This is a genomic window from Salegentibacter echinorum, from assembly GCF_900129445.1.
GTDB classification, from domain to species: Bacteria; Bacteroidota; Bacteroidia; order Flavobacteriales; family Flavobacteriaceae; genus Salegentibacter; species Salegentibacter echinorum.
Window position 1 is genome coordinate 117,949 of sequence record NZ_FQVT01000004.1, and the last position, 13,458, is coordinate 131,406.

Here is a 13,458-nt window from a genome sequence, read left to right on the forward strand (position 1 = left end):
TTTTCATTAGGTTTGATGATATTATTGAATTATGTAGGTTTAAGTGAATCTCAAAAAATATAGGAGGTAGAAATCTTTAGAATCTCCCAGCCTCGTCGAGGCGATATGTTTGTAGTAACGTAAATAAAATTTCTAAGAGCTCCAGCGGAGCGGTATAACTTTTTCAATTAACCAAATAATACCACTTGACAATTAATAACTTAGCATCGTTCTTACCTAAAATCCTTTATTTCTTTATACTTTTGCAGCGTGAAAAATAAGAAGAAAGACATACGGGCGCTAACTAAAGCACAGCTTCAGGAGTTTTTTGTTGAAAACGGTGATAAATCCTTTCGCGGAAGCCAGGTTTATGAATGGCTATGGAATAAAGGTGCGCATAGTTTTGAAGCAATGACCAATATCTCTAAAGCTACCCGGGGAATGCTGGATGAGAACTTTGTCATTAATCATATTCGTGTAGATCGCATGCAGCGCAGTAGCGACGGCACTATAAAAAATGCGGTAAAATTGCATGACCAATTAACCGTAGAATCGGTTTTAATTCCCACAGCTACCCGAACCACAGCTTGTGTTTCTTCCCAGGTAGGTTGCAGTTTAGATTGTCAGTTTTGTGCCACGGCAAGGCTTAAACGTATGCGTAACTTAAACCCCGATGAAATTTACGATCAGGTAGTGGCGATAGATAATGAAAGTCGGTTATATTTTGACAGGCCACTTAGCAATATTGTTTTTATGGGCATGGGCGAACCGCTTATGAACTATAAAAACGTGATGAAAGCGGTAGAGAAAATCACCTCCCCGGAAGGTTTGGGCATGTCTCCCAAAAGAATTACCATTTCCACCTCTGGAGTACCAAAGATTATTAAGAAACTCGCCGATGACGAGGCTAAAATTAAATTGGCTGTTTCCTTACATTCTGCAATTAACGAGGTAAGAACGCAAATCATGCCTTTTAATGCGACCTTTCCTTTAGAAGACCTTAGGGAGTCGTTAGAATATTGGTATTCAAAAACCAAAAGCCGAATTACCTACGAGTATATTGTATGGAAAGATATTAACGATACCCGCAAAGATGCTGAAGCTTTGGTTCGCTTTTGTAATTATGTGCCTTGTAAAGTAAACCTCATTGAGTATAACCCCATAGACGATGGAAACTTTCAGCAGGCATCTGGAAAAGCTACAGATATGTACCAGAATATGTTGGAGCGCAATGGAATTACCGTAACCGTGAGGCGTTCTCGCGGGAAAGACATAGACGCCGCCTGTGGCCAATTAGCTAACAAGTCGGCTTAATTTATAATACGGTTGCTTATTTTATAGAAAAATTTCTGAATTTTCTTTCAAAAAAGTGTATCAGGGAATATTGGGATAATTAACTATCTTTGCAGGCTTAATGAAAGTAATTTCCCAAATAAAGCTACCGGTAGAGAAAGAGATGGACCTTTTTGAAAAAAAGTTCCTGGAATCGATGTCTTCCAAAGTAGCGCTTTTAAACAGGATCACACATTATATTGTTAATCGCAAAGGAAAGCAAATGCGACCTATGTTTGTTTTCCTGGTTGCAAAAATGGTTTCTGATGGTAGCGTGAACGAGCGCACCTATCGGGGCGCCGCGGTTATCGAGTTAATTCATACCGCAACTTTGGTGCACGATGATGTAGTGGACGATTCCAATCGCAGACGTGGTTTTTTTAGCATAAACGCACTGTGGAAAAATAAAATTGCTGTTTTAGTCGGGGATTATTTACTGTCTAAGGGACTATTACTTTCTATAGATAATAATGATTTTGATCTGCTAAAGATTATTTCGGTTGCGGTGCGGGAAATGAGCGAAGGAGAGTTGTTACAAATTGAAAAAGCACGGCGCCTGGATATTACCGAAACCGTTTATTACGATATTATTAGACAAAAAACAGCTACGCTTATTGCCGCGTGTTGCGCACTGGGAGCTGCTTCAGTAAAACCCGAATCTGATGAGATCGCCAAAATGCGACGTTTTGGAGAGTTAATTGGAATGGCATTTCAAATAAAAGACGATCTTTTTGATTATGGTAATGAAAAGATTGGAAAGCCTACCGGAATCGATATCAAGGAACAAAAAATGACCCTGCCTTTAATATATGCGCTAAATAATTCCTCGAAGAAAGAGAAAGATTGGGTAATTAACTCAGTGAAAAATCATAATAAAGATAGAAAACGCGTAAAAGAAGTCATTCAATTTGTAAAAGATAAAGACGGACTCAAATATGCAGTGAAGAGAATGAAAGAGTTTCAACAGGAAGCTTTGGTTATCCTGGAGAGCTACCCAGAATCTCCGTTTAAAGATTCCCTGGAGCTTATGGTTAATTATGTAATCGATAGAAAAAAATAAAAGCCATAAAGCAACAGAATTTGTAGTTTATGGCTTGGTATTCCAAATCAGCAGAGTTGTTCCTATTTTATTGGATTCGTAAAATCAGACTTTAGCCTGCTGGGTGCATTTATCGTACAAAGTGAACCTAGTGATCACTTTTATCATCTATTTTTTCAATTTCTTCATCGATTTCTTTTCCAACTTTCCTGGCACCATCTTCCACTTTTTCGGCACCTTCTTTAACTTTATCGGTGGCTTTATTTACATTGTTTTCAATGTCTTTACCAAATGCTTCAACGGCTTCCTCAGTTTTTTCCTGGGTATTCTCACGGCAGGAATAAAGAGTTGTAATAGCCACGCACATTAGTGCTAAAACTGTTTTTTTCATAATTTAAATTTTACAAAAAAAGCCACAATTGTAACAAAAGTGGCTTTAAATCATCATTTTAAAAAACGATTACATATTATCGTCTTCCTGTACTTCCTGCTCAACTTCGTCAGCAGCATTGTCGATAGCATCACCTGTTTCATCGGCAGCCTCTTCAATATCTTCTCCTGCAGATTCCATTGCATCTTCAGTTTTCTCTTCTGTTGTTTCTCTACAAGAATAGATGGAAAGCGACATGGTCGCTACAGCAAATAATAAAAATACCTTTTTCATTTTGAATTTGTTTAATTAGTTGAAGCGACAAATTTAAACTATTTTTTAAATATGCAAGGGATTCTTTTCAATCAAGTATTGCCAGTATCTTTTGGGAACGTGTTGGTGGTGTAGCTTCTTGTTAATGCGGGATTTAATAGTTGTAGATTGAAAATACTCCTTCCATAAATGCTGAAATTCTATTTCTGAAGCATCAAAAAAACCTTCATTTTTTGAGGTTGAGCTCCATTCTGCAGAAAAATCTAAACTGATAACTTCAGTCTTTTTTAGATCGTAGTAAAGTCCGAATTTTCGTTTGATATCATAGATTAACCATTGTTGATCGCTGTAACGCGTAGTAAAATGACTTTTTATAACGGGTAATACATTAAAATCTGGATTTATAGTAGCAAAATAGATATCATCTTTAGTCAATTTAAATCTTACAAAAGCCTCCATTCTATGTTTTTCCCTTCCTAACTGTTTGGCTGCTTTGGCAATCTTTAAAACGTGCATATTCGTATAATCCCCATCGATACTCGCTTTTAGATAAAAAGTATGTTCCAAATATTTTAGAATATCTATTTCCATACCCGAAGTTTCAGTAAGGTATGCGTAATAAATATTCTGCTGTCCCGTCGTTGTAGCTATTCTTTTAAAAGCTTTCCAAACCCGTTTAGCTTGTTCTGGATTCGTCTGGATTTCGGTAACTTCAGCAAACATATCATTTTGTGAACTTCCGGGTGGTTGAATACTGGTAACCTTCAGCTTCTGCTCAAAGCTCGCAAAAACACAGGTGAGCAAACCATTAAAACTGCCGTCATAAATAAGGGAGCTGGTTTTCATCTAAAATAAACTTAATTGACTGCTATAATCCTTTCTAAATTTTCCTTCAGAATTTCTTAAAATCAAGCTTTTGATTTTTGCTGAAGTAAGATCCCTGGTTTCCCAGCCTCGGGAATCACAAATAATAAAATACCTGGCCCGGTTTAAGGCAACACCAATACTTTTTAAATGTTGAAAATTTAGTTTTCTGAATCGTCTTGCTTTTATGATTTTTGAAACTGATTTCAAGCCAATGCCGGGAACTCTTAAAAGCATTTCTTTTCCTGCGCGATTAATATCTAGCGGAAACTGATCCATATTTCTTAATGCCCAACTCAATTTTGGATCTACCTCTACATCTAAATTTGGAAATTGTGTATTGAGAAGTTCATTTACGTTAAAGCCATAGAAGCGCATGAGCCAATCGGTTTGATATAACCTGTTTTCTCTAAGCATTGGTACTTGCGCACCCAGCGATGGTAACCTGGGATCCATGCTTATGGGGACATAGCCCGAGTAATAAACCCGTTTCATATTATAATTTTTATAATAATGATTGGCAGATAACATAATTTCCCGATCGCTCTCTCCCGATGCGCCAACAATCATTTGGGTGCTTTGTCCTGCCGGTGCATATTTGGGCGTGCTTTTTATCAATTTTTTCTCAGATTTATAAAGTATAATTTCATTTTTAACTTTGGTCATTGGTTTGGTAAAGTCGCTATGCTCTTTCTCTGGCGCTAACTTTTTTAGCCCGGAAATTGTGGGGATTTCAATATTTACGCTTAGTCGATCTGCATAAAGGCCTGCTTCCCGCATGAGCTCGTCACTCGCGCCGGGAATGGATTTTAAATGAATATAACCATTAAAGTTTTCTTCCAGCCTAAGCTTTTTAGCTACCCTTATTAACCGCTCCATCGTAAAGTCTGGACTTTTGAAGATCCCGGAACTTAAAAACAGACCTTCAATATAATTTCTTCGATAAAAATTAATGGTGAGGTCTACTACTTCCTGTACTTTAAACGCAGCGCGTTTAATATCATTACTACGCCGGGTAACGCAGTAAGCACAATCGAAAATACAGTGATTGGTAAGAAGGATCTTTAACAGGGAAACACAACGCCCATCTTCGGTGTAGGAATGGCAAATACCCATACCATCTGAATTTCCAAGTCCGTTTTTTGTGTTTTTTCTATTACTGCCACTACTGGAACAGGAAACATCATACTTGGCGGCATCGGCGAGAATGTTGAGTTTCTCCTTAATTCGATCAAACATCATAACTTTAAAAGTTTCCTCAAAAATAGGAAAAAATCCCATTAGTTGGATAAAATACAATATTGAATATTTTTACTATAGCGAAAAAGGGCTTAAGTGAAAAAAATTGCCACGAATGCACGAATTTTTTTTAGAACTTTTACGTAATTCAGTAATTTTAGTAAAAGTCTCCGCTTATGAGCCACTAGAGTATTTGTGGTCGCTTTTAATTTTCTAGCGTTGGTTTTGGAAATGATAGTAATAAGAAGAGTAAAACCGGTTGAATCTTAGGGATTGTTGAATAAAATATTCAGGTGAAATGTAAATGTTTCAGGTCAAAAAATTGTCAAATTCGATCTGAAACAGTTTTATTCTTATTTAAAATTTTTAGAGCTTCCAGAGATAAAAAAAAGCGCAACCGAAGCTGCGCTTATTAAAAATATTATTCGATAATCGGTATCTATACGTTCCGAAGTATCTTACTTAAGAAGATTACTTCTTTTCTTCTTTTTTCTTCTCATTCCTAAAAGCTGGATATTTATCTGGATCTTTACCGGCCAGTCTGGCAAAATTTCGATAAACTCTATCGATTTTTTCTTCCGAAGATGTGGCAAATTCTTCTTCAGTTACGTTATATTTTTCCTGTAAAGACTCCAGTTTATTATGTAGTCGCTTTTGTACATCGGCATAATCTTTATTGCCGTAAATATTGTTCATTTCATTGGGGTCATTCTTTAGGTCATACATTTCCCATTCGTCAATATCATCGTAGAAATGTATTAATTTATACCTATGGGTCCTTACTCCATAATGTCTTTTCACCATATGAAACGCCGGGAAGTCATAGTAATGGTAATAAACGGCGTCGCGAAAATCTTTATCGGCAATAGCATCAGTCAATAACGGTTTAAGTGATTTACCCTGCATATCCTCTGGAATTTCGGCTTGCGCCAGGTCTAGAAATGTTGGTGCAAAGTCTAAGTTTTGGGTTAGGGCATCTATTTCACTTCCGGGTTCTATCACGCCGGGTAGTTGCATAAGCATTGGCATGGCGAGGGATTCCTCATACATAAAACGTTTGTCAAAAAACCCTTTTTCCCCTAAATAGAAACCTTGATCTGTGGTGTAAACAACCAGTGTATTTTCAGCTAATCCAGACTCTTCAAGATAATCTAAAATTTTTCCCACACCATCATCAACCGCAGCAACTGTAGCCATATAATCTCTTATATAGCGTTGTCCTTTCCATCTAGCAAGTTCTTTTCCGCTTAAATTGGCCTCGTGAAAAGCGTCATTTTTAGGTCGGTAGCCTTCATTCCAGGTGGCACGTTGTTCATCGGTCATTCTTCTAAAATCTGTTTTCCAAGGATTGTGTTTAAGGGAATCACTTCCTTTCGCAACCGTCATTTTTAGGTCGTGACCTTCATACATATCCCTGTAGATTGTTTGTAGTTGCTGTTGTGCTGCAACCTGTCCTTCGTGATCGGCAAAATAGCTATCGGGAAGTGGAAATTCTACCGAGTCATATTTGTTTATATGTCTTAAAGGTGGCATCCAGTTTCTATGCGGCGCTTTATGCTGCACCATAAGCATAAATGGCTTATCTTTTTCTCTTTTGTTTTTTATCCAATCCAGACCTTTATCGGTAATAATATCTGTAGCATAACCTTTAATGCGAGTAGTATCTTTTCCATCAATAAAATCTGGGTTGTAATAATTCCCCTGATCTACCAATATATTCCAATAATCGAATCCTTGTGGCAGGCCGTGTAAATGCCATTTTCCAATAAGGGCAGTTTGATAACCTGCTTCTTCCAAATATTTTGGAAGGGTAGGTTGGGAGCCGTCAAAAACTTCACCGTTCATCCTAAAACCATTAACGTGACTGTGTTTCCCCGTTAATATTACAGCACGGCTGGGACCACAAATAGAATTAGTCACAAAATTATGATTGAACTTTACACCATTTTCGGCAATCCTGTCAATATTAGGAGTTGGAGCAAGTTGACTTATGGGATGACCATAAGCACTAATTGCCTGGGCGGCGTGATCATCGGTCATGATGAAAACGATATTGGGTTTCTTCTGTTTTTCTTTTTGGTCTTCTTTATTTCCTTCAGAAGAATTCTTACAGGAATTGAAAAGTAAAAGAGAAAACATCAAAAAGAAAACTAAGTTGAGTGGGGATTTTTTACAGCGCATATTTAAATATTTGTTTCAAATAGGAGAGCTAAAATACAAAAACTGTGTAATTTTGTTAGAGAATTCACCTATACAAAAACTGCACAAAGCCATAAATGAAGTATCTCAACGCCCATATTGTTTTATTTATAAATCTTTTGTTACTAAGTTTTTATGGCTTTTCACAAGAGCTTACGCCACCTATACATAATTATACATCTACAAATTATAAGGCAGCTAGCCAAAATTGGGGAATTGATGTTTCTTCAAATGGGATTATCTATGTAGCGAACAATCAGGGTTTACTAAGTTTTGATGGACAGACCTGGGAGTTGCATCCTTTACCTAATGGAGGTATTGTTCGATCTGTATTTGTGAATGAGAATAGAATTTACACGGGATCCTATAAAGAATTTGGTTATTGGACAGAAGATGCTACCGGGGCCCTTTATTATACTTCCCTAATTCCCAGTGTAGAAAAAAATAGTATGAAGAGCGAAGAAATATGGGGAATTCTTTCTTATAAGGGAAGGATTTACTTTAGGTCTTTCGGCGGGATTTATAAATATGAAGATGATAAAATAAAAGAAATTGATAATGTAGTAAGCAATAAAATGATCGTTTACCGGGATAGCTTAATAGTTGCGGTGCGAAATAAAGGCTTGTTTTATTTAAACGATGAAGATAAGCTGAAACCAATGGCTAATCAAAAACTACTTCAGGATCAATTAATCGTAGATATGGCTGTGGATAATGAAGCACTGCTTATTGGAACCCGGGAGGCGTTATACACTTACACCAAAAAAGGGGCACGCTTGTACCCAGATAAAAAGTTATTGAACATAATACGGGATTCAGAATTGAACCATATTATGACTACAGATCAATCTTTAATCATTGGTACTGTAAAAAACGGACTTGTAGATTACGATAAAGAAGACAGAACACAGCTGGTTTTGAATAGAAATAACGGACTGCAAAATAATACTGTGCTTGGTTTTGTACAGAAACATGGTAATTTATGGTTGAGCCTTGATAATGGTATTGATAGGATAGAACTTGATTCTCCTATACATTATTATACCGACGATACCGGAGAATTGGGAGCGGTTTATGATTTGGCATTCCAAGATGGGAGGATGTATCTTGGTAGTAACACCGGGGTTTATACATTTAAAAATAACAAATTAAGGCTTATTGAGGGAGCTAAAGGGCATACCTGGAATCTGTCTGTTTTTAATAACACTCTTTTTGCCAATCATAATACCGGCACTTTTAGAGTAGTAGATGATTCTTTTATTCCTATAGAAAATACCACCGGAAGTTTTAATATGACGCCTATTTCTGGCGATTCTTATTTTATTAGCACCTATACTGGTATCATTAATTTCAATTTTACCAATAATTCGCTAACCCGATTGGATCGTGTAGATTTTCCCGTGAAAAATATTGCTTTTGAAGATGATAATATCATTTGGGCTGCCCATCCCTATGAGGGTATGTATCGCATTCAACTTAATTCTGATTTGAAAAGCGTAAAAGCCCTAAAGAGAATAGAACTACCAAGAGGAGGAAATACTATAAATACCAATATCTACAGAGTGAATAATCATCTGGCTCTGTATAATGGAAAACAGTGGTTAACCTACAATTCCTTTAACGATAGTATAGAGGGGTTTGAAGAGCTGGCCAAATTCAATGGGCATAAATTGCTGCTAAAGGATCGGGAGTTCTATTGGTTTAACGACACCCGTAAAAACGTTCTGGAGTTAACTAATTTTGATAATAGCACTATAATTGCTTCTGAAAAGTTAAATACCAGGCTGGTTAAAAATTATGAGAAAATCGTTAGAAAAGAAGACTCTGTTTATTACGTAGCTTTAAATGATGGTTTTGCAAGCGTTAATCTTAAAAAGCTTTTTAAGGATATGGAGCTTATTTCTATAAGTAAACCTGTGGTTAAAGGATTTCAGGATATAGAAAAGCGTTATAATTTAAATGAGCTTCCGGAGATACCTTTCAAAAATTCACGGAATATAAGCGTTATGACTTCCCTACCTGTATCTGATGCTGTAGGCTTAAGTTATGAATTAAAAGGTGAGGATTCCAGAAGCGGCGTGATTAAAAACGGAAGTTTAAATCTCCATAATTTAGATCACGGTGAATATACAGTAATGTTCACAGCCCTGGGGCCACAAGGGAAGCTCAGTGAATCCAGTAGCTTTGATTTTGTGATTAGTCCGCCCTGGTATTTGTCTTCCTGGATGAAATTTGGTTATGTGATTTTATTTTTAGGTCTTGTTTTTTGCATCTACTGGTTCAATAAGTTAAAGCTTAGAAAGCAACAATTATTGCTGGAGCAAAAATTTGAAAAGGAGCATAAAGAACGTTTAAGTGCTTTAGAGAAGGAGCGTTTGTTAAATGAAATTACCTTAAAAAGAAAAGAACTGGCAAATACGACCATGGTGGCTGCTAAGAAGAATGAAGTGCTAATGGAAATTCAAGATGAATTGGGGAAAGATAAAAACAATTTTTCCAACCAGTTTAAGGTAAAGCATATCATGAATAAAATTAATAAAGCCGTTAAAAATAAAGATGAATGGAAGGTTTTTGAAACGAATTTTAATGAATTGCATGCCGATTTTTTCAAAGATATCCTGGAAAGATACCCTAAGTTGAGCAGCAAGGATCTTAAGCTCTGTTCTTATTTAAAAATGAACCTAACTTCAAAGGAAATCGCTCCTTTAATGGGGATTTCGGTACGTGGGGTGGAGGTGCACCGCTATCGGTTAAGAAAGAAAATGAAACTCGATAAAAAGGAAAATTTATCAAATTTTTTAATAAAAGAGTTTTAGAAAAGTACGGTTTTAACTACTATTTTGAATAAAAAATATTACATCATTACTACATCAAAATCAATGACTTTATGGGGTTTATTGATTTTTACAATTTTAACTTTCTGATAAATAGACATTTACACGCATGTGTGATTTGAAGTAGCGGTAGTGTACTATAACGTTTGCGTAGATTTTGCAAAAGGACGTATCTTTATGTTAAAATTAAGCAAAAATTCAACTTATGAAGTTAAAACTATCTCTCATTCTATTGGTTTTCTTTTCAGGTTTTGGTTTCGCTCAGGAAACTAAAACGGTAACAGGAACTGTTATAGATCAAAACGATGTTCCTTTATCTGGGGCTCAGGTAAAGGTAATAGATAAGGAAATATTTTCTGTCGCCGATTTCGATGGAAATTTTTCCCTGGAAAATGTTGAAGTTGGTGATGTTTTTCAAGTTACTTTCCTGGGCTTTAAAGCACAAAACGTAGAAGTTACCCAGCAGGATTCTTACCAAATAAATATGGTGGAAGATGCCGGCCAGCTAGACGAAGTGGTTGTAGTGGGTTATGGTACTCAAAGCAAGCAGGACGTAACAGGAAGTATAAGCAGTGTTAAATCTGAAGAAATTATTAAACAGCCTTCATCCACGGCTACCCAGGCTTTGCAGGGTAAAGTTTCTGGTGTAAATATTGTGAATAGTGCCGCACCTGGGGCTACTCCCACTGTAACTATAAGAGGATTGGGTACTGCCTTAGGTGGTAGAAATCCATTATATGTAGTAGATGGTGTTCCCGTAAGTGATATTCAAAATATTAGCCCAGGTAATATTGAGTCCATAGACTTTCTTAAAGACGCTTCCTCTGCTGCGATCTATGGTGTAAGGGCTGCAAACGGTGTAATAATAGTTACAACGAAAAAAGGAAAATCAGGTAAAGCCAAGTTTGGAATTAGAAGTTATTATGGAGCTAAGCCTACTTTGAATCCTGTGAAAATGGCGAATGCTGAACAGTATGTGACCTACTTCAATGAGGAAAATGATGCGATAGGCGGTGATCGTTTAAGTCAGGATCAACGCTATGATACAGACTGGTATGATGAAGTTACACACATTGGTAGTGTTAACAATACGTCTTTTGATGTTTCTGGTGGTTCTGAAAATATAGATTATTTCTTTAGTTATGATTACTATGAAGAGGAAGGACTGTTAATTGGTCAAAAATTTAGAAGATCTACTATTACGAATAATAATACTTATAAATTATTTGATAACAGACTTAAAATCACACAAAATTTAAACCTTGCTTTTAGGGATGAAACGCCTAAACCATTTGGAATTTTTAATACCGCATTTAGGCAATCACCTTTAGTGCCGGTTTTTTATGAAAATGGCCGTTATGGAGGAGCTTATTATAATAGGACTACCGGCGAAGCTACTTATATTGCTGGCTCAGATGAAAGTATAGGTAATTTAACCAGTCATGGGAATCCAGTTGCAGCCCTCAACTTCTCAAATGAAAAAAATAAGTCTTTCAATATTCAGGGTAGTGTTACTGCGGAATTAGAAATTACTGAAGACTTTATTTTCACATCACGTTTTGGTGCAAGGAAAATATTTGTTCGCAGTAGAAGTTTTAATCCTAATAAGGCTAGGTATTTGGCCAATGATCCAACGAGAACTGAGGAGCAATTTGAAGGATTAAAGAAGGATAATCCTGAAAACACCCAATATGCTAATAACTCGCTAAGATTCAATTCCAGAGAAAGTTTTAAGTACAACTGGGATAATTTTATAAATTATAAAAAATCTTTTGAAGATCATAGTTTAGATGTTACCCTGGGTGGCTCGAAAGAACAAATAGGAATTGGAATGACCGATAGTTATACTGCCTATGATGTTCCAGAAGCAAGTCAGTATTGGAGTATAAAGCACGCTACAGACCAATATGATAAGCAAGTGAACCAATTTAGTTATACTCCTACAAATTTCTTGTCCTATTTTGGAAGGTTGCAGTATAATTATGCTAGAAAATATTATTTGACAGGCACTATTCGCAGGGACGGCTCAAGTACCTTTCAAAATAATTCTGATTACTGGGGGACATTTCCCGCGGTTGGTGTAGGATGGACCCTTTCAAGAGAGAATTTTTTAGAAGGTAATGAGGTAGTAAATTTCCTAAAATTAAGAGGCTCCTGGGGAAAACTGGGCAATGCTAACGTACCATTAAATACTACACAAATCCTCACTGATCCAGACAGTGGCTCACAGAATTATGTTTTGGGGCCTGACCAGGATTTGGTTTTCGGGGCATATATTGGTTCTTTAGCTCGTAACCTTAGTTGGGAAGTAGTAGAAGAATTGAGTGTAGGACTTGATTATGAACTAATAGATAATAGACTTTCTGGTAGTCTGGACTATTATCGAAGAAATACAGAGAATACAATTCTTGAAGTACAGCCACTCTTAAATTCTACATTTGCAAATAGATTTTTTGATCACGGTGCAGAAGTGATTAATGAAGGAGTTGAATTTGCAGTAAATTGGAGTGACCAAATAGGAGATAAATTTTCATATAATGTGGGAGCTAATTTTTCTTATAATCATAATGAAGTTTCCAATGTTCAAAGGAATTATGATGGTCAGTTAGGTGGAAGTACTGGTTTAGGCGGAGTTTCTACAAAAAGGTTGGAAGAAGGTCAGCCATTAGGATCTTGGTGGATGTATGATGTTGAGGGGGTTTGGCAAAGCCAGGAGCAAATTGATAACAATGCATCACTTGGTGGTGCGAGACCCGGTCATCTAAGGTATATTGACCAAAATGATGATGGTGCTATAGACGAAAGGGATAAAGTATTTCTGGGAACCTACATTCCAAGCTATAACTATGGAATAAATATTTCCCTTAGTTATGATAATTTCGATTTTAGTGTTGATGGATATGGTGTAGGTGGAAATAAAGTGTTTAACGGATTAAAAAATGCCCGAATTGGCGGTGAAAATATCACGGCAGATACATTTAATAATCGTTGGACAGGTGAGGGTAGTACAAATAGTAATCCTGGCGCAGATCGTGATATTCAAGCTTCAAGCTACTATTTGGAAAATGGTGATTTTTTTAGAATCAACAACATTACTTTAGGCTATACCCTGCCGTCCTTTTCAAATTTTATAGATAATGTAAGGGTATATGTCTCTGCTCAAAATCCTATATTGATAACTGAATACTCTGGATTCACCCCAGAAATAAGCGGTTATAATCCAGATAATTCGAATGCGCAAGGACCTTATGGTCGATCTGGATTGGAGCTTGACGCTTATCCTCTTTCAAGTACTTTTTTGGTTGGGGTAAATATTAAATTATAAAAAA

9 protein-coding genes are annotated in these 13,458 nt (G+C 36.4%); 4 read left to right on the forward strand and 5 right to left on the reverse strand.

Annotated features, from left to right (window positions below; all coding sequences use genetic code 11):
• The first annotated feature begins 249 nt into the window (after nt 1-249).
• Nucleotides 250-1,293 (forward strand): dual-specificity RNA methyltransferase RlmN, encoded by a 1,044-nt coding sequence (gene rlmN, locus BUA71_RS08415; protein ID WP_072878619.1) that lies wholly within the window; start codon nt 250-252, stop codon nt 1,291-1,293.
• A gap of 100 nt (nt 1,294-1,393) precedes the next feature.
• Nucleotides 1,394-2,371 carry a polyprenyl synthetase family protein gene (locus BUA71_RS08420; protein WP_072878621.1) on the forward strand — a complete coding sequence of 326 codons (978 nt, stop codon included), beginning with the start codon at nt 1,394-1,396 and terminating at the stop codon, nt 2,369-2,371.
• 127 nt (nt 2,372-2,498) lie between these two features.
• Here the strand turns inward: BUA71_RS08420 and BUA71_RS08425 are convergent, their stop codons facing one another.
• The 5 genes from BUA71_RS08425 to BUA71_RS08445 form a co-directional block, all read right to left on the reverse strand.
• On the reverse strand, nt 2,499-2,741 hold the full coding sequence (locus BUA71_RS08425; protein ID WP_072878623.1) for a hypothetical protein: 243 nt from the start codon (nt 2,739-2,741) through the stop codon (nt 2,499-2,501).
• Between the two features lie 69 nt (nt 2,742-2,810).
• Complete coding sequence (locus BUA71_RS08430; protein ID WP_072878625.1) at nt 2,811-3,014, reverse strand: hypothetical protein; 204 nt, start codon at nt 3,012-3,014, stop codon at nt 2,811-2,813.
• Nucleotides 3,015-3,059: 45 nt separating this feature from the next.
• On the reverse strand, nt 3,060-3,839 hold the full coding sequence (locus BUA71_RS08435; RefSeq protein WP_072878627.1) for a TIGR03915 family putative DNA repair protein: 780 nt from the start codon (nt 3,837-3,839) through the stop codon (nt 3,060-3,062).
• Entirely contained in the window at nt 3,840-5,099 is a 1,260-nt protein-coding gene (locus tag BUA71_RS08440; protein WP_072879071.1) for a putative DNA modification/repair radical SAM protein, read from the reverse strand.
• A 468-nt stretch (nt 5,100-5,567) separates the two neighbouring features.
• The gene (locus BUA71_RS08445) at nt 5,568-7,235 is read right to left on the reverse strand and encodes a sulfatase family protein (RefSeq protein ID WP_245812558.1); all 1,668 of its coding nucleotides are present in this window, start codon (nt 7,233-7,235) and stop codon (nt 5,568-5,570) included.
• 137 nt (nt 7,236-7,372) lie between these two features.
• Here BUA71_RS08445 and BUA71_RS08450 point away from each other — a divergent pair, with 137 nt between their 5' ends.
• Together BUA71_RS08450 and BUA71_RS08455 are read left to right on the forward strand one after the other, a co-directional pair.
• Nucleotides 7,373-10,111 (forward strand): helix-turn-helix and ligand-binding sensor domain-containing protein, encoded by a 2,739-nt coding sequence (locus BUA71_RS08450; protein WP_072878631.1) that lies wholly within the window; start codon nt 7,373-7,375, stop codon nt 10,109-10,111.
• Nucleotides 10,112-10,334: 223 nt separating this feature from the next.
• Nucleotides 10,335-13,454, forward strand: a complete 3,120-nt coding sequence (locus tag BUA71_RS08455; protein WP_072878633.1) for a SusC/RagA family TonB-linked outer membrane protein — start codon at nt 10,335-10,337, stop codon at nt 13,452-13,454.
• The last annotated feature ends 4 nt before the right edge of the window (nt 13,455-13,458 follow it).

Bases quoted from the DNA above. Each gene is read 5' to 3' on its own strand.
- BUA71_RS08440 (WP_072879071.1), bottom strand. From the start codon at position 5,099: ATGATGTTTGATCGAATTAAGGAGAAACTCAACATTCTCGCCGATGCC.
- BUA71_RS08445 (WP_245812558.1), bottom strand. From the start codon at position 7,235: ATGTTTTCTCTTTTACTTTTCAATTCCTGTAAGAATTCTTCTGAAGGA.
- BUA71_RS08430 (WP_072878625.1), bottom strand. From the start codon at position 3,014: ATGAAAAAGGTATTTTTATTATTTGCTGTAGCGACCATGTCGCTTTCC.
- BUA71_RS08450 (WP_072878631.1), top strand. From the start codon at position 7,373: ATGAAGTATCTCAACGCCCATATTGTTTTATTTATAAATCTTTTGTTA.
- BUA71_RS08455 (WP_072878633.1), top strand. From the start codon at position 10,335: ATGAAGTTAAAACTATCTCTCATTCTATTGGTTTTCTTTTCAGGTTTT.
- BUA71_RS08425 (WP_072878623.1), bottom strand. From the start codon at position 2,741: ATGAAAAAAACAGTTTTAGCACTAATGTGCGTGGCTATTACAACTCTT.
- BUA71_RS08435 (WP_072878627.1), bottom strand. From the start codon at position 3,839: ATGAAAACCAGCTCCCTTATTTATGACGGCAGTTTTAATGGTTTGCTC.
- BUA71_RS08420 (WP_072878621.1), top strand. From the start codon at position 1,394: ATGAAAGTAATTTCCCAAATAAAGCTACCGGTAGAGAAAGAGATGGAC.